Annotated in this window: 8 protein-coding genes; 2 read left to right on the top strand and 6 right to left on the bottom strand. The window is 61.0% G+C overall.

Going from position 1 to position 17,801, the window contains the following annotated elements:
• Nucleotides 1–24: 24 nt before the first annotated feature.
• From M2367_RS12460 to M2367_RS12450, 3 genes are all read right to left on the bottom strand, one after another.
• The gene (locus tag M2367_RS12460) at nt 25–1,599 is read right to left on the bottom strand and encodes an EAL domain-containing protein (RefSeq protein ID WP_259236856.1); all 1,575 of its coding nucleotides are present in this window, start codon (nt 1,597–1,599) and stop codon (nt 25–27) included.
• A 337-nt stretch (nt 1,600–1,936) separates the two neighbouring features.
• The gene (gene acnB, locus M2367_RS12455; RefSeq protein WP_224431941.1) at nt 1,937–4,534 is read right to left on the bottom strand and encodes a bifunctional aconitate hydratase 2/2-methylisocitrate dehydratase; all 2,598 of its coding nucleotides are present in this window, start codon (nt 4,532–4,534) and stop codon (nt 1,937–1,939) included.
• Between the two features lie 227 nt (nt 4,535–4,761).
• Complete coding sequence (locus M2367_RS12450) at nt 4,762–7,041, bottom strand: patatin-like phospholipase family protein (protein WP_259236855.1); 2,280 nt, start codon at nt 7,039–7,041, stop codon at nt 4,762–4,764.
• 302 nt (nt 7,042–7,343) lie between these two features.
• On the opposite strand from M2367_RS12450, the gene M2367_RS12445 reads away from it, so the two are divergent.
• Nucleotides 7,344–9,254 carry a methyl-accepting chemotaxis protein gene (locus M2367_RS12445; RefSeq protein WP_259236854.1) on the top strand — a complete coding sequence of 637 codons (1,911 nt, stop codon included), beginning with the start codon at nt 7,344–7,346 and terminating at the stop codon, nt 9,252–9,254.
• Nucleotides 9,255–9,425: 171 nt separating this feature from the next.
• Nucleotides 9,426–11,072 (top strand): methyl-accepting chemotaxis protein, encoded by a 1,647-nt coding sequence (locus M2367_RS12440; protein WP_259236853.1) that lies wholly within the window; start codon nt 9,426–9,428, stop codon nt 11,070–11,072.
• A gap of 380 nt (nt 11,073–11,452) precedes the next feature.
• Here M2367_RS12440 and lpdA read toward each other — a convergent pair whose 3' ends face one another.
• From lpdA to aceE, 3 genes are all read right to left on the bottom strand, one after another.
• Nucleotides 11,453–12,880, bottom strand: a complete 1,428-nt coding sequence (lpdA, locus tag M2367_RS12435) for a dihydrolipoyl dehydrogenase (RefSeq protein WP_224431937.1) — start codon at nt 12,878–12,880, stop codon at nt 11,453–11,455.
• Nucleotides 12,881–13,033: 153 nt separating this feature from the next.
• Nucleotides 13,034–14,932: a pyruvate dehydrogenase complex dihydrolipoyllysine-residue acetyltransferase gene (gene aceF, locus M2367_RS12430; protein ID WP_042041787.1), complete on the bottom strand. Its 1,899-nt coding sequence runs from the start codon at nt 14,930–14,932 to the stop codon at nt 13,034–13,036.
• 163 nt (nt 14,933–15,095) lie between these two features.
• Nucleotides 15,096–17,756 carry a pyruvate dehydrogenase (acetyl-transferring), homodimeric type gene (gene aceE / locus M2367_RS12425; protein ID WP_224431935.1) on the bottom strand — a complete coding sequence of 887 codons (2,661 nt, stop codon included), beginning with the start codon at nt 17,754–17,756 and terminating at the stop codon, nt 15,096–15,098.
• Between the last annotated feature and the right edge of the window lie 45 nt (nt 17,757–17,801).

Here is a 17,801-nt window from a genome sequence, read left to right as displayed (position 1 = left end):
CGCAATCCGCAGCAGAGCCGGGACTCAGGCCACCCTGACAAGCGTCTGCTTATCCCCCACCTCTGCTTTTGATAACGCATCACAGAAAGACCGCAGCGACGCAGGATGACCGAACAGATAGCCCTGCAGGTAATCCACCCCCTTGCCGCGAAGATAGTCGGCCTGCATCTCGGTCTCGACCCCTTCCGCCACCAACGCCAGGCCGAGCCGGGTCGCCAGATCGATGACGTTGTCAACGATGTGTTCGGACAGCGACTCGGTGCCGATCCGGCCGATAAAGGATCTGTCGATCTTGAGATAGTCCACATGAAACTGCTGCAGGTAAGCCAGGCTGGAGTGGCCGGTACCGAAATCATCGATGGCCAGCTTGACCCCCATTTCATCCAGCTGCTTGAACAGCGCGAGGGTGTGCGCGTCCGCCACCAACAGCTCACGCTCGGTGAGCTCCAGTACCAACACCACCTGACCCGGTACGAAGTGCCCAAGGAAGGCGCGGCAGTCCGTCAGCAAGGAGAAGTCCCGGCAGTGGACGGCACTGATGTTGATGCCGACATGAAAGCCGTCCGGCAGTCTCTCCTGCCGCTGACCCAGCTGCTGGGCCACATCCCGCATCAACAGCTGGGTCATGGGCACTATGACGCCGCACGCTTCCGCCTGGGGAATGAACAAGTCCGGTCGGATCAGGCCGGAGGTGGGGTGCTGCCAGCGCATCAGCACCTCGGCCCCCATCAGCTTGCCACTTCGGCTGGCTATCAGCGGTTGCAGGTAGGGCACAAACTCCCTGGCCCGCAGCGCCCGCTTCAGCTCCCCTTCCATGGTGCCCGGTCGCCCCAGCAGCCACCACACCAGCAGTGAGATGGTCAGGGAGAAGCCCAGCAACATCAAGATGGTCAGATGCCTGACACGCCACAGCGCCTCCCAGGTGGAGGGCAGTTCGAAACCGGCATAGACGGAGAGCGGGTAGTGTTCGGACTTGGCCTTGTGCACCGCCAGGGTCGGCAATCTGTGATAGCCCTCCACCAGATGGCCCTGTTCGTCCAGCCAGGCATTGCCCACATGCAGCTGCGCTTTCCCCGAGACAGGGGCACTCAGGGCCAGCATCAGCTTCAGGTATTCGCTGTCGATGGTGCTGAGCACGGCCCCATCCTGCGACTCGGTGCGCACCACCAGCATGGGGTGATTGGCCCTGACCGGGTTGCCCGACAGCAGCCGCAGGAAGCCCCCGCTATAGCGACCGACGTCATCCTCCCAGTGCACATCCCCGAACAGCGAATTGCAGTAGACCCCATAGTGGTTGATGAGGCTGGCACTGCGAACGAAAGGGGTCAAGGTCACCTCCTTGCGCAGGGTCAGCAGCGACGTGTTGCAGGGGTGGCTGATCAGCGGGAAGATGTTTCTGTTGACCCCCTCGGCATGATGCAGCATGGCCTCTATCAGGCGCACAGCCTTGGTGGCCGCCAGCTCGGATTGCTTGTCCAGGGTGTGCAGGTAGTTGTTGTGCAGTTCCCACAATCCCACCGAGGCCGGGCATGCGAACACCAGCAAGGCACATAGCAGTCGCCAACAGGGGCGCGTGGCATCTAATCCCAATAGAGACATCGTCTGATCATCCAGAAATGAGGCGGATAGAACGACCAACCCCATGACGTCGGCACCTTGCCGGCATGAAGCACAGAGTCGTAGCCAAAAAGCGAGGCATGATACAGCGGCCGATCCATTGCGCTCACGAACCAGATCAGTTTTTGCTCAATAAAACGAGAAATGCGGCGAGAGGTCATGGGGATGAGCCGACAAGGAGTGACAGCCGTGATGCTCCCCGTTTGGATCGCCCACGGCAGAGCGCAGGATCCGCAATCTCCTCAGCCAGCGCCATGAAAAAGCCCCGGCATGGACCGGGGCTGTTCTTCAGACTGCCTGCGCCAGTCGGCGCCAATCCTTATACCGCTTGCTGCAAAATCACCGCATCGGCCTTCTGGGTATAGGAGGCGATTTCGTTGAAGTTGAGGTAACGGTAGGTATCAGCCGCAGTGGCATCCAGGGTCTTGGCGTACTCAAGGTACTCGGCCACGGAGGGGATCTTGCCCAGGATGGCTGCAACGGCGGCCAGCTCGGCAGACGCCAGATAGACATTGGCCCCCTTGCCCAGACGGTTCGGGAAGTTGCGGGTGGAGGTGGAGACCACCGAGGCCCCTTCCGCGACCCGCGCCTGGTTACCCATGCACAGGGAGCAGCCGGGTATCTCGATGCGGGCACCGACCCGGCCGAAGATGCCGTAGTAGCCCTCTTCGGTCAGCTGATCGCGGTCCATCTTGGTGGGCGGCGCTATCCACATCCGGGTCGGCAAGGAGCCCTGATACTTGTCCAGCAGCTTGCCGGCGGCGCGGAAGTGGCCGATGTTGGTCATGCAAGAGCCGATGAACACCTCGTCGATCTTGTCACCCGCCACGTCGCTCAGCAGACGGGCATCGTCCGGATCGTTCGGTGCGCAGAGGATAGGTTCCTTGATGGTGGCCAGATCGATCTCGATGATTTCGGCGTATTCGGCATCCTTGTCCGCTTCCATCAGCACGGGGTTGGCCAGCCACTCTTCCATCCCTTTGATACGACGGGTGATGGTGCGCACGTCGCCATAGCCTTCGGAGAGCATCCATTTCAGCATGACGATGTTGGACTTCAGGTACTCGGCGATGGGGGCCTGATCCAGCTTGATGGTGCAACCGGCGGCGGAGCGCTCGGCACTGGCATCGGCCAGCTCGAAGGCTTGTTCGACTTTCAGGGTCGGCAGACCTTCAATCTCGAGGATGCGGCCGGAGAAGGCGTTCTTCTTGCCCGCTTTCTCGACGGTCAGCAGCCCTTTCTGGATGGCGGCGTAGGGGATGGCATGGACCAGGTCACGCAGGGTGATGCCAGGTTGCAGCTCGCCCTTGAAGCGCACCAGAATCGATTCCGGCATGTCCAGCGGCATGACGCCGGTGGCGGCGGCGAAGGCCACCAGGCCAGAACCCGCCGGGAAGGAGATGCCGATGGGGAAACGGGTGTGGGAGTCACCACCGGTACCCACGGTATCGGGCAGCAACATGCGGTTCAACCAGGAGTGGATGACGCCATCACCCGGACGCAAGCTTACACCGCCGCGGTTCATGATGAAGTCCGGCAGGGTGTGGTGGGTCTGCACGTCGATAGGCTTGGGGTAAGCCGCGGTGTGGCAGAAGGACTGCATGGTCAGATCGGCGGAGAAGCCCAGACAGGCCAAATCCTTGAGCTCATCGCGGGTCATGGGGCCCGTGGTGTCCTGGGAGCCGACCGTGGTCATCTTGGGCTCGCAGTAAGTGCCGGGACGAATGCCCTGCACGCCGCACGCCTTGCCGACCATCTTCTGGGCCAGGGTGTAGCCCTTGCCGGTATCGGCGACCGCTTGCGGGCGACGGAACACGGTGGAGAACGGCAGACCCAGCACTTCGCGGGCCTTGTCGGTCAGGCCACGGCCGATGATCAGCGGAATACGGCCACCGGCACGCACTTCATCGATCAGCACATCGGTCTTGAGCTCAAACTCGGCCAACACCTGCTCGGTGCCATGGAGCTTGATCTTGCCCTCATAGGGGAAGATGTCGATCACATCGCCCATGTTCAGCTTGGCCACATCCACTTCGATGGGCAGCGCACCGGCATCTTCCATGGTATTGAAGAAGATCGGGGCGATTTTGCCGCCGAGGCAAACGCCGCCAGCGCGCTTGTTCGGCACGAACGGAATGTCGTCACCCATGAACCAGAGCACGGAGTTGGTCGCGGATTTACGGGAAGAGCCGGTACCGACCACATCGCCGACATAAGCCAGCGGGAAGCCCTGCTCTTTCAACGTATCGATGGTCTTGATGGGACCTATGGTGCCGTCATTGTCCGGGGTGATGCCTGGGCGGGCGTTCTTCAGCATGGCCAGGGCATGGAGCGGGATGTCGGGACGGGACCAGGCATCCGGTGCGGGGGACAGGTCATCGGTGTTGGTCTCACCGGTCACCTTGAACACGGTGACGGTGATCTTCTCGGCCAGTTCCGGACGGTTCAGGAACCAGTCGGCATCGGCCCAGGATTGCAATACCTGTTTGGCGAAGGCGTTACCGGCCTCGGCTTTCTCCTGCACATCGTGGAAGGAGTCAAACATCAGCAGGGTGTGGGAGAGGCCCTTGGCAGCAAGAGGGGCCAGTTCGGCGTGGTCGAGCAGGTCGATCAGCGGCTGGATGTTGTAGCCACCCTGCATGGTACCGAGCAGCTCGACCGCTTGGGCGGCGCTCAGGATAGGCGACAGGGTTTCACCCTTGGCGACCGCGGTCAGGAAGCCTGCCTTGACGTAGGCGGCCTCATCGACGCCGGGCGGGACGCGGGAGGACAACAGCTCTTTCAGAAAATCTTCTTCGCCGGCGGGGGGGGCCTTGAACAGTTCAACCAGTGCGGCAACTTGCTCTGCGTTCAGAGGTTTGGCAACCACGCCCTCGGCGGCACGTTCTTCGACGTGTTTACGGTAGGTTTCAAGCACGACTAATTCCTCTTTGGTCTTTTTTGGGGCTCGCCCAGGCTGGCGGCGATCGTCCTTGCGGGACACCCTTAGGGTGCCCCCCACTATATAAGTTTTAACGAGTAATTAAAATCCAATCCCTGCACACTTATTCACCTCAACCAGCTAACCATTTAAAGTTGCTGATGTTTTGGCTGTTAACAGAAAACACAGAAAATTCAACTTAACAAGTTGTCAGCATTTACACCCTATTCGAAGGTACTGCCCAGCTGCAGATAGATGACATCATTCCCGCCCTCCGCCATGCCGTAGCCCAGGAAGATGGGGCCGAGGAAGCTCTCTATCCCCACATAGACGGAACCTGCGAGGATGGAGCTCTCCAGGCTGATATCCTCGCCCTTGTTCCAGACCCCGCCCCGTTCGATGGAGCCGCCCAGATAGAGGGGCGCCCGCAGCGCGCCGAAGTCGTTATCCGCCACCCGGTAGATATAGCGCAGGCCACCAAACAGGCTGTAGCGCCCGGAGAGCTCATAGCGCTGGTAACCGGATAGACGGAACAGGCCGCCGAGATCCTGAATGTCGAGGGGGATAACCTCATCGGTGTCCAGGCCTCCGCCCTCGAGCAACAGGTTGATACTGTGCCTGTCCCAGGACCAGGGCTTGATGAGGGAGAGGTGATAGCTGACACCCGACGAATGGTTGTCGCCATCCAGACCGGTGTTATCGTCCGTTGAGACCCGGGTATAACCCGCTCTGACATCCCACTGCACCCCTTCATAGGGGAAGTAGCGGCTGTCGAGGGTGTCGTGTTCGAAGCGCACGTAGGGACCCCAGGCGGTGGCATCGACAGTGGCATCCTTGAAGTTTTGCAGATCTATCTTGCCTATCTTGCCGTTCAAGCCGATGGAGACGCGGCTCCAGGGTTGGCGGTTCCAGCCAAGGGAGGCATCCGCACTGAAGAAGTTATATTCCGACTCCACAAAGTCGACCGGCAAGAACCCCGCCTCGTCCGGTGAGACAAAGAGCCGACGCTGGGTCTTGTCATAGCCCAGGCTCGCCTCGCCATAGAAGGTCTGCGACGACTCCAGCGGGGTATAGAAGTCTGTTTTGACGTGCTTGGCCGTGCCGAGCGACGCCTCGGTCAGCCACTCGGCCCCCAGATCGTTCACATTGGTCAGGGTGTAGGACATGCCGACGTTGTAGTTGGAGTCGCTCTGGAAATCATCGGAGAAGCCGAGCTGGAAGTTGAGATAGCCCGGCCCCCAGTTCTTCTCGCTGGCATCGACCACCAACACGTTCTCACCGTTGCGCTCCTCGACCTGATAGGTGATGCGATCGAAGGACTCCAGGGCGTAGAGGCGGCGAATACCTGCTTCCAGGCTCTCGTTGGTCTGCACCTTGTCGGGGCGAACCTTGAGGGTGGCTATCATGGTCTCGTCAGAGAGACGGGACTTGTTGACCAGCTCTACCTTGTCGATGAAGTAGGCTGGCTGGCCGCTGCGCTCGGCGCGGCGACTCAGCTTCTGATTGCGATAATCGGCATAGTCCGCCTTGGAGAGCGAGAGCCCGTCGAGCTGGCTGGCGGCCCGCCTGGCCACAGCTTCACCATTTTCAATGCCCTCCGGCATCAGGGCAAAATCGGCGATGCCCATGCCGCCGAACTCCGGCACCAGCAGTATATCTTTGGGGCCCAGCAGCGCCTTCTGCTTGTCGGTGCCCACTTGCGTCATGTAAGTGGTGAGCTGATCTATCATGGCCAGCCCGGACTTGAGCTCCTCCCGGGTGCGCAGCTTGGCACCGATGTCGATGGCGATGACAATGTCGGCGCCCATGGCCTTGGCCACATCGACCGGCATGTTGTTGACCGAGCCGCCATCGGCGAGGATATGCCCCTCCCACTCCACCGGCTTGAGTGCACCGGGGATCGACATCGAAGCCTGCATCGCTTTGGCCAGGCTACCGTGGTCCAGCACATAAGGGGTGACTGTCTCCATGTCGGTCGCGACCGCACGGTAAGGGATCGGCAGATCGTCGAAGCTCTTTTGTACCGGCAGGTTGGAGGTGGCGAAACGCAGCAGGCTGGCCATGGACTGGCCCTGGAAGAAACCATCCGGCAACTGGGTGGTATTGCCGTTGACGCCGATGTCGGCGCGCAGCTGGTATTGCTCATTTTGCTGCTTCTTGCGCAAGGAGAGTTCGTTGCGCCCCACCTTGTCCTGATAACCCTTGTTCCAGTCGATGGCCAGCGTGGTGCGCTCCACCTCCTCGGCGCTATAGCCCATGGCATACATGCCCGCCACATAGGAGCCCATGCTGGTGCCGACGATGATGTCGACCGGGATCCGCTTCTCCTCCAGCACCTTGAGCACCCCTATGTGAGCCGAGCCCTTGGCGCCGCCACCACTGAGTACCAGTGCGATTTTGGGGCGTTCACTCGCCATGGCCTGGCCACCAAACAGGGCAAGCAACGGCAGACAGCCGAGCAGCAGAAGCAGAGTGCGGGTCCATTCCCGGCGAGCAGCGTACATATGAGTGTCCATGGGGTCGATGCGGCATTGCAATGATTGCAGCCTACTATAAGAGCCAATCAAGGAACAGCAAGCCTCTATCCCGACCAGGTGCCATGGCGCCCGGCACCGATCCCGGAGCCCCTATCCACCCGAGCCAGGGCCCAGGCACACGAACGCTGATGCCAGATGACACCGAGCCCCCCTCGTCTGCTGTGCGCGCAAACGCAAACCCTGAATAAAAACCCGTCCAGCCTCAAGAATGCCCTCCCCCGGCCGCTACTATCATGACCTCCTTTTCAACCGGATCCCGAGTCAACGCCATGCTTGCAAGCCTGACCCTCAAACAGAAAATTATTGCTACCGTCACCCTGGCCGTGGTGCTCTCCTGCCTGCTGGTGGGTTATTTCAGTCAGCGCTCGGCCCAGCAGCTGATCGAGAGCCGCATGTTCGAACAGGAGCTGCCGAACCTGACCCAACGGATCAGCAAGGACATCGAAAAGGATCTCAACTCGGTGGCCAACGCCGCCAAACAGCTGGCCAATGACCGCTTCGTGCTGGACTGGGTCGCCCGCGGCATGCCCAAGGAGCAAGAGAGCATCCTTATTGGTCAGCTCAAGGATCTCACGGCGCAATATGACCTGGTGACCGCCTCCTTCGCCGATCGGCAGAGCGCCGCCTACTACAACCAGGATGGTTTCCTGCGCAACCTGACCCCGGAGCAGGACGCCTGGTTCTATGGCTATACCAAGAGTCCCCAGGATCTGATGCTCAGCATCTTTCGCGAAGCCAATGGCGAGATGAAGTTGTTCGTCAACTTCCAGCAGCTCAATGGTCGCGGCCTGGCCGGGCTCGCCAAGTCTCTGGATACCATGGTCGCCACCCTCTCCAACTTCCGGGTCGGCGACAGCGGTTTCGTGTTCATGACCGATGGCGGTGGCAAGGTGAAGCTGCACCCGGATGCCGCCCGCATCGACCGGGATACGCTGAGTCAGCTGGCCGGCCCGGATGCCGCCGCCCTGCTTACCAAGCAGGCATTTTCCGCCAGCCACGCCGAGGTCGATGGCCAGGGCGTGGTGCTCGCCACCACCTATATCCCCCTGCTCGACTGGTACCTGGTGGTACAAGTGCCCGAGGCCGAGATCTATGGGGAACTCGACAAGGCCCGCCTGAACATAGTGCTGGTCAGTTTGGTCATCGCCCTGGGCATGGGCCTGCTTGGCATGGTGCTGGCGGGGTCGGTCAGCCGCCCCCTCAACGAACTGGCCCGCCTGTTCCGGGCACTCGGCAGCGGTGATGGCGACCTGACCCAGCGCCTCAAGGTCGAGGGCAAGGATGAACTGAGCGAGGTCGCCAAGGGCTTCAACAACTTCGTCGCCAAGATCCATGGCTCCATCGAGCAGGTGGCCAGCAACTCCCGTCAGCTGGCGGCCACCGCCGCCCAGGTTGCCAGCCAGGCCCAGCTGACCCAGCACAACTGCACCGCCCAGCGGGATCGCACCGTGCAGGTCGCCACCGCCATCCACGAGATGGGCGCCACCGTCGGCGAGATAGCCGGCAATGCCTCCCTGGCCGCCGAGGTGGCCAAGCAGGCCAACGAGCAAGCCGAGGCCGGGGCCGGTGTGGTCTCCCAGGCTCGTCACGGTATCGTCGGGCTCTCCGGTGAACTGAAAGAGGTCTCCGGGGTCATCGGCTCCCTGGCCGGCCAGACCGATGCCATCGGCAGCATACTCGACACCATCCGCAGCATCTCGGAGCAGACCAACCTGCTGGCGCTGAACGCCGCCATCGAGGCGGCCCGGGCCGGTGAACAGGGTCGGGGCTTCGCCGTGGTGGCCGACGAGGTGCGCAACCTCGCCAGCCGCTCCGCCGCCTCCACCGAGGAGATCCAGAAGATGATCAACAGCCTGCAGGCGCAATCCGCTCGCGCCGTGAGTGCCATGGCCGAGGGTCACAACCAGAGCCTGGCCGTGGTGAACCAGGCGGATGCAGCCAACGAGGCCCTGGGCCAGATCACCGCCCACATCACCCAGATAAGCGACATGAACATCCAGGTCGCCACCGCCACCGAGGAGCAGTCCAGCGTGGTCGGCGAGATCAACCGCAACGTAGAGGACATCAACCAGCTCACCATGGAGACGGCGGACATCGCCCACCAGTTGACGGCATCGAGTCGTAGTCTGCAGCAGCTCTCCAGCGAGCTGGATCAACTGGTCGGCAACTTCCGGCTATGACATTGACCAAAGAGCGCCAGGGGCGCTCTTTGCAACGATTGAGATGACCCTGGCCCCGCGCGGGCACATCGACCGGGTAGGGATATCCGGCGGCCCACCCAGTGCCAGACCGCTAATTGTCATCGACAGCGGCTAGATTAGCGGCCAACCCAGCAGCTTAAAGGAGTCACCATGCTCGCAGGAAAGATCACCCTCAAGTCTCAACTCATCCTGGCCGTCACCGTGCCCTGTATTGCCCTCTTGCTGGTCGGCGGCGCCAGCCTGCGCAGCATGGGCGACATCAAGCATCAGGCCGATGAGCTCTATCAGAATACGGCCACGCCGATGCGGGCCATGGCCGAAGTGGCCTCGCGCATCCCGCGCATGCGGGTCGGCATCGACATGATGCTGCTGCAAGACAGCTCCCTGCGCGACGAGAAGGGGGTGCTGACCCGGGTCAAGGAGACGCGCACCGAAGACATTCCCGAGATGCGTCAGGCCATGCAACAGGCGGTGGACGCCCAGGTTGATCCCAGCGCGCGGGCCGAGGCCCAGAAACTGCTCAGCCAGTTCGAGCAGATGGAGCGCAACGAGCTGACCCCCATGTTGCAGGCGCTGGAGAGTGATCAGATGGAGGTGGCGCGCGGCATCTATCGCGATCGCTATAGCCAGACCTATGGGGAGATGCGCAAGGGGGCCAACGCCTTGCTCGATGGCCTCATCGGCCAGGCCCAGCAGCGCAACCAGCTCAGTGAAGAGAGCTATGGCAGCGGCCGCAACCAGATGATGATCATCATAGTGGTCGCCATCCTCATCTCCTTGCTGGTCTCGAGCCAGATCCTGACCAGCCTGCGCCGTCGGGTCAGCTTCTTGCAACGGCACATCGGCGAGGCGGCCGAACACCTGGCCCTCGACAGCCGGGCCCAGATCGAGGGCAAGGATGAACTGGCCAAGGTGGCGCGCAGCTTCAACCACTTCGTGTCCCGCATCCATGGCGCCATCGAAGAGGTGGCGAACAACTCGCGCCAGCTGGCGAGCACGGCTGCCGACGTCGCCAACCAGGCTCAGCTCACCCAACACAACTGCACCGCCCAGCGGGATCGCACCGTGCAGGTCGCCACCGCCATTCACGAGATGGGCGCCACCGTCGGCGAGATAGCCGGCAATGCCTCCTTGGCCGCCGAGGTGGCCAAGCAGGCCAACGATCAGGCCGAATCCGGGGCGGACGTGGTCGCGCAAGCCCGCCATGGCATAGTGGGATTGTCCAATGAGCTGGAGGAGGTCTCCGGGGTGATCGGCTCCCTGGCCGGTCAGACCGATGCCATCGGCAGCATACTCGATACCATCCGCAGCATCTCGGAGCAGACCAACCTGCTGGCACTCAACGCCGCCATCGAGGCGGCCCGGGCCGGTGAGCAGGGTCGTGGCTTCGCCGTGGTGGCCGATGAGGTGCGCAACCTCGCCAGCCGCTCCGCCGCCTCCACCGAGGAGATCCAGAAAATGATCAACAGCCTGCAGGCACAGTCCGCCCGCGCCGTGAGCGCCATGGCCGAGGGGCGCAGCCAGAGCCTGGCCGTGGTGGCGCAAGCCGACAAGGCCAACGAGGCCCTGGGTCATATCACCTCGCACATCACCCAGATAAGCGACATGAATATCCAGGTCGCCACCGCCACCGAGGAGCAGTCCAGCGTGGTGGGCGAGATCAACCGCAACGTGGAGGACATCAACCAGCTCACCATGGAGACCACGGACATTGCCCACAGGCTCACCGACTCCAGCCGCGGACTGCAGCAGCTCTCCGGCCAGCTCGACAAGCTGGTAGGCAACTTCCGGCTCTGAGCCACATGGAGCATGTCTGACACAAGAGGGAGCACCATGGTGCTCCCTCTTGTCTTGACGTCATGCCGCAGCCCTGTGCCTGCCCATCCTTATTGCTATCCCGTTGCGGCATAATCAGGAAAATCGTGGCAGTGTCATGAACGAGCGGGTGATGAGCATTATCCTGGCTCGGGCGACCGCAGTGGCCCTCTCCGGGTGCACGATGTCGATGTGAGCCTGGACGATATCCGGGTCAGGGATGGCGATCGGGGGCAATGGTACCTTCTGCCCGCCGGGCCAGGCCAAGCAGAGCCGTTGCTGAGCGCTTTCGCTCGCAGACCCTGTAAACCAAAAAAGCCGCTCAAAAGAGCGGCTTTTTCATATGGAGTGCGAGAAGAGCATTACTTCTTCTTCTTGGCCTTGGCGTTCGGCAGATCGGTGATGGATCCTTCGTACACTTCGGCGGCCAGACCCACGGACTCGTGCAGAGTCGGGTGAGCGTGGATGGTCAGCGCCAGATCTTCGGCGTCGGCACCCATCTCGATGGCCAGACCGATCTCGCCCAGCAGCTCACCGCCGTTGGTACCGACGATGGCACCCCCGATGACGCGGTTGCTGTCCTTGTCGAAGATGAGCTTGGTCATGCCGTCAGAGCAATCGGACGCAATGGCGCGGCCGGAAGCTGCCCAGGGGAAGGTGGCGACTTCGAAGTTCAGGCCCTGTTGCTTGGCTTCCTTCTCGGTCAGACCAACCCATGCCATCTCTGGCTCGGTGTAGGCGATGGACGGGATCACTTTCGGGTCGAAGTAGTGCTTCTTGCCGGCGATGACTTCGGCCGCCACGTGGCCTTCATGCACACCTTTGTGGGCCAGCATCGGCTGACCGACGATGTCGCCGATGGCGTGGATGTGAGCGACGTTGGTACGCAGCTGCTTGTCCACTTCGATGAAACCGCGCTCGTTGACGGCAACACCGGCTTTCTCGGCGTCCATCAGCTTGCCGTTCGGTACACGACCGACCGCGACCAGCACGTTGTCGTAACGAACCGGCTCGGCCGGGGCGTGCTTGCCTTCGTAAGAGACGTACAGGCCATCTTCACGGGCTTCAACTGCGGTGACCTTGGTCTCCAGCATGATGTTGAATTTCTTGGCAACGCGCTTGGTGTAGATCTTGACGATGTCTTTGTCGGCAGCCGGTACCAGCTGGTCGGCAAATTCCACCACGTCGATCTCGGAACCCAGGGAGGAGTAAACGGTACCCATCTCCAGACCGATGATGCCGCCACCGATAACCAGCAGCTTGCCCGGTACTGTGGTCAGTTCCAGCGCATCGGTTGAATCCCATACGCGGGGGTCATCATGGGGGATGAACGGCAGCTTCACCGGACGGGAACCCGCGGCGATGATGGCGTTGTCGAAGGTAACGACTGTCTTGCCGTCATCACCGGTCACTTCCAGGGTGTTGGGGCCGGTGAATTTACCGAAGCCGTTCACAACCTGAACTTTACGCATCTTGGCCATGCCGGCCAGACCGCCGGTCAGCTGATTGATGACCTTCTCTTTCCACAGACGCACCTTGCCGATGTCAGTCTGGGGGGCACCGAACACGATGCCGTGATCGGACAGCGCCTTGGCTTCTTCGATCACTTTAGCGACGTGCAGCAGCGCCTTGGACGGGATACAACCCACGTTCAGGCAGACGCCACCCAGGGTGGAGTAGCGCTCGACGATAACGGTTTCCAGACCCAGATCGGCGGCACGAAAAGCAGCGGAATAACCGGCAGGGCCAGCACCCAGTACTACGACCTGAGTTTTGATTTCTTTACTCATCATGACCTCTTTGTCGTTCTATATCCCCGGACAGCACAGTCTTATGCCAAAGAAGGCGGCTGCAGCCGTGAAAAAAACGGGGCAAGTTTATAATTTTGTTAATGAAATGAGAAGTGAAAAGGGCGAGCTCTGTGCTCGCCCTCTCATTTACATTTACAGAACCAGTCGACGAATGTCGGACAGCACACCACTCAGGGTGGTGACGAAGCGAGCACCGTCAGCACCGTCGATGACGCGGTGGTCATAGCTCAGTGCCAGCGGCAGCATCAGACGCGGCACGAACTCTTTGCCGTTCCACTTCGGCTTCATCTCGGACTTGGAAACACCGAGGATGGCCACTTCCGGCGCGTTGACGATCGGGGTAAAGCTGGTACCGCCGATGCCCCCTAAGCTGGAAATGGTGAAGCAACCGCCCTGCATGTCGGCAGCGGTCAGCTTGCCGGCACGGGCCTTCTTGGAGATCTCGGCCAAGTCGCGGGACAGCTCATGGATGCCCTTCTTGTTGACGTCGCGAACCACCGGAACCACCAGGCCACCCGGGGTGTCTACCGCCACACCGATGTGGATGTACTTCTTCATGATCAGCTTGCTGCCGTCTGCGGACAGGGCGCTGCAGAAGCGCGGGTGCGCTTCCAGGGCCTTGGCGGCGGCTTTCAGGATGAACACCAGCGGGGTGATCTTCACATCCAGCTTCTGCTTCTCGGCCAGCATGTTCTGCTCTTTGCGGAACGCTTCCAGATCCGTGGTATCGGCTTCGTCGAACTGGGTGACATGAGGGATCATGGCCCAGTTGCGGTGCAGGGCAGGACCGGAGATCTTCTGGATCCGGGTCAGTTCCAGCTCTTCGACCGGGCCGAACTTGCTGAAATCAACCTTGGGCCAGGCGACGACGCTCATGCCGTTGCCAGTGCCTTGACCTGCGGCCGGGGCGGACTCGGCGCGCTTGACCGCATCCTTCACATAAGCCTGCACGTCTTCTTTGACGATGCGACCCTTGCGACCCGAGGCTTTCACCTTGGCCAGGTTGACGCCGAACTCACGGGCCAGGCGGCGCACAGCCGGAGAGGCGTGCACGTAGGCATCGTTGGCAACGAAGTCGGAGGACGCAGCAGCCGGAGCGGCAGCTTGGGCAACTGGCGCAGCGGCAGCAACAGGTGCGGCAACGGGGGCAGCAGCCTGGGCAACCGGGGCGGCAGCAGGGGCAGCGCCAGCCACTTCGAACACCATGATCAGAGAGCCGGTGGAGACCTTGTCACCCGCCTTCACCTTGATCTCTTTGATGATGCCGGCGAAGGGCGCTGGCACTTCCATGGAGGCCTTGTCACCTTCCACGGCGATCAGGGACTGGTCGGCTTCGACCTTGTCACCGACGGCGACCATGATCTCGGTCACTTCGACTTCATCGCCACCGATGTCAGGAACATTGACCTCTTTGGCAGCGGCGGCAACCGGGGCAGCAGCCACGGGAGCAGCAGCCTGAACCGGGGCAGCCACGGCGGCAGGTGCGGCGCCAGCCACTTCGAATACCATCACCAGGGAACCGGTGGAGACCTTGGCGCCGGCGGCAACCTTGATCTCGACCACACGGCCCGCGAACGGCGCCGGCACTTCCATGGAAGCTTTGTCGCCTTCCACGGCAATGATGGACTGGTCGGCTTCAACCATGTCACCCACGGCAACCATCAGCTCGGTCACTTCGACTTCGTCGTCACCTATATCAGGGACGTGAACGTCTTTGCGTGCGGCGGCAGCAGGAGCGGCCGGTGCAGCAGCAACCGGAGCGGCAGCTTGAGCGGGGGCTGGCGCGGCGGCAGCAGCACCTTCGGCTTCGAAGATCATGATCTGGGAACCGGTGGCAACCTTGTCGCCCACCTTGATCAGGATCTCTTTGACGATACCCGCAGCCGGAGCCGGGACTTCCATGGAGGCCTTGTCACCTTCCACGGCAATCAGGGACTGGTCGAGCTCGACCTTGTCACCCACAGCGACCATGATTTCAGTCACTTCCACTTCATCGGCACCGATATCCGGCACCATAATCTGTTTGGACATTGTGCTTTATCCTCTTACGCGTCTGTCGCGTTAACCTTGGCAAGAGCAGGTTCCGGCTCGTTGTTGCCGTCCGGACCCTGTGTTTGTCCTCTTACCCTTATGTCGCATTAACCTGGGCAAGGCCCTGTCCGGCACGCAAGTCCGGACAGGGCGCTCAATCCTCTTACGCGTACAGCGGGTTAACCTTGTCGGCATCGATGCCGTACTTGGCGATGGCGTCGGCCACAACCTGCTTGTCGATCTCACCGCGCTTGGCCAGTTCGGTCAAGGCAGCAACCACGACATAGAACTCGTTCACTTCGAAGTGACGACGCAGGTTGGCACGGCTGTCGGAACGGCCATAACCATCGGTACCCAGTACACGGTAGTGCTCGGTCGGCATGAAGGCACGCACCTGCTCGGCGAAGGACTTCATGTAGTCGGTCGCGGCTATGGTGGCTTCGGAACCCAGTACCGAGGTGATGTAGGGTACGCGGGCAGCAGCAGTCGGGTGCAGCATGTTCCAGCGATCGACGTCCTGACCATCACGAGCCAGCTCGTTGAAGGAGGTGACGCTGAACACGTCGGAACCGACGCCATACTCGCTCGCCAGGATCTGGGCGGCGGTACGGACGTGACCCAGGATGGAACCACAACCCAGCAGCTGTACCTTGGCCTTGGTACCGGCCACGGATTCCAGCTTGTAGATACCCTTGCGGATGCCTTCCTCGGCGCCTTCCGGCATGGCCGGCATGGCGTAGTTCTCGTTGAGGGTGGTGATGTAGTAGAAGACGTTCTCAGGCTTCTCACCGTACATGCGGCGCAGGCCGTCCTGTACGATCACCGCCACTTCATAGGCGTAGGACGGGTCATAGGAGATGCAGTTCGGGATGGTGCCGGCCAGGATGTGGCTGTGACCATCTTCGTGCTGCAGACCTTCACCGTTGAGGGTGGTACGACCGGAAGTCGCGCCCAGCAGGAAACCACGAGCTTGCTGGTCACCGGCTGCCCACGCCATGTCGCCGATCCGCTGGAAGCCGAACATGGAGTAGTAGATGTAGAACGGGATCATCGGGCAATCGTTGGTGCTGTAGGAGGTCGCAGCAGCCAGCCAGGAGGACATGGCGCCCAGCTCGTTGATGCCGTCCTGCAGAACCTGACCCTGTTTGTCTTCCTTGTAGTAGGAGACGATGTCACGGTCTTGCGGGGTGTACTGCTGACCATGCGGGCTGTAGATGCCGATCTGACGGAACAGACCTTCCATCCCGAAGGTACGAGCTTCATCGGCCAGGATCGGCACGATGCGCTTGCCGATGGACTTGTCTTTGAGCAGCACGTTCAGGGAACGCACGAACGCCATGGTGGTGGAGATCTCACGGGCCTGCTCGCCCAGCAGCGGACCAAAGGTCTCCAGCGCCGGGATTTCCAGGGTGGTGGTGGTCTCACGCAGACGAGTCGGTACATAACCTTTCAGCTCGGCACGGCGGGCATGCAGGTACTTGTACTCTTCGGTACCCTCTTCGATCTTCAGGTACGGCAGCTCTTCCATCTGCTCATCGGTCACCGGCAGGTTGAAACGATCGCGCAGGTGACGCACAGAGCCGAGATCCATCTTCTTGACCTGGTGGGCAATGTTCTTGCCTTCGGCCGCTTCACCCATGCCATAACCCTTGATGGTCTTGGCCAGGATGACGGTCGGCTTGCCCTTGGTCGCTGCGGCCTTGGAGAAGGCGGCGAACAGCTTACGAGGATCGTGACCACCGCGGTTCAGGGCGAAGATCTCCTCGTCGGTCATGTCTTTGACCAGGGCTGCGGTTTCCGGGTAGCGATTGAAGAAGTGCTCACGGACATAGGCGCCGTCACGGGACTTCATGGTCTGGTAGTCACCATCCACGGTCTCGTTCATCAGCTGGATCAGCTTGCCTGAGGTGTCTTTCTTGAGCAGCTCATCCCACTTGCGACCCCAGATAACCTTGGTCACATCCCAGCCGGCGCCGGCGAACAGGCCGTCCAGCTCGTTGATGACCTTGCCGTTACCCACGACAGGACCATCCAGACGCTGCAGGTTGCAGTTGACCACGAATACCAGGTTGTCGAGCTTTTCACGCACGGCAACGGTCAGGGCGCCCTTGGCTTCCGGCTCGTCCATCTCGCCGTCACCCAGGAAGGCGTACACGGTCTGGTCGGCACAGTCTTTGATGCCACGGTCGGTCAGGTATTTCAGGAAACGCGCCTGATAGATGGCGGCGATAGGACCCAGACCCATGGAGACGGTCGGGAACTGCCAGAAGTCCGGCATCAGTTTCGGGTGCGGATAGGAAGGGATACCCTTGCCGTCCACTTCCTGACGGAAGTTGTCCAGCTGGTCTTCGGTCAGGCGACCTTCGACAAAGGCACGAGCATAGATGCCCGGGGAGATGTGACCCTGGAAGTAAACCAGATCACCACCATCCTTCTCGTTGCGAGCACGGAAGAAGTGGTTGTAGCAGACTTCGTAAATGGTGGCACTGGAGGCGAAGGAGGACATGTGACCACCCAGGTCCAGATCCTTTTTAGAAGCGCGCAGCACTATCATCACGGCATTCCAGCGGATGATGGCGCGAATACGGCGCTCCATCTCCTGATCGCCCGGGTAAGCCGGTTCGTCAATGGCAGGAATGGTGTTGATGTAATCGCGATTCGCTTTCTCAGCCACTTCCACACCGCTAACGCGTGCCTTCTCAGTAAGCTGTTCAAGGATGAACTGAGCGCGTTGCGGACCCTCTTCACGCAACAAGGATTCCAGAGAGGCAAGCCACTCCAGCGTTTCTATCGGGTCCACATCGTTCTTCAGGATATCAGACATGGCTGGTTCCTATTGTTATTGCACGGGATGTAAGTTGCGCAAAAT

Source organism: Aeromonas sp. BIGb0445 (assembly GCF_024809075.1).
Taxonomy (GTDB): domain Bacteria; phylum Pseudomonadota; class Gammaproteobacteria; order Enterobacterales; family Aeromonadaceae; genus Aeromonas; species Aeromonas rivuli.
This window is presented reverse-complemented; position numbering and strand designations above follow the sequence as displayed.

What these genes read in the sequence shown, in the direction of transcription:
- M2367_RS12460 (WP_259236856.1), bottom strand. Translation starts at nt 1,599, where the DNA reads ATGTCTCTATTGGGATTAGATGCCACGCGCCCCTGTTGGCGACTGCTA.
- lpdA (WP_224431937.1), bottom strand. Translation starts at nt 12,880, where the DNA reads ATGAGTAAAGAAATCAAAACTCAGGTCGTAGTACTGGGTGCTGGCCCT.
- aceE (WP_224431935.1), bottom strand. Translation starts at nt 17,756, where the DNA reads ATGTCTGATATCCTGAAGAACGATGTGGACCCGATAGAAACGCTGGAG.
- aceF (WP_042041787.1), bottom strand. Translation starts at nt 14,932, where the DNA reads ATGTCCAAACAGATTATGGTGCCGGATATCGGTGCCGATGAAGTGGAA.
- M2367_RS12445 (WP_259236854.1), top strand. Translation starts at nt 7,344, where the DNA reads ATGCTTGCAAGCCTGACCCTCAAACAGAAAATTATTGCTACCGTCACC.
- M2367_RS12440 (WP_259236853.1), top strand. Translation starts at nt 9,426, where the DNA reads ATGCTCGCAGGAAAGATCACCCTCAAGTCTCAACTCATCCTGGCCGTC.
- M2367_RS12450 (WP_259236855.1), bottom strand. Translation starts at nt 7,041, where the DNA reads ATGTACGCTGCTCGCCGGGAATGGACCCGCACTCTGCTTCTGCTGCTC.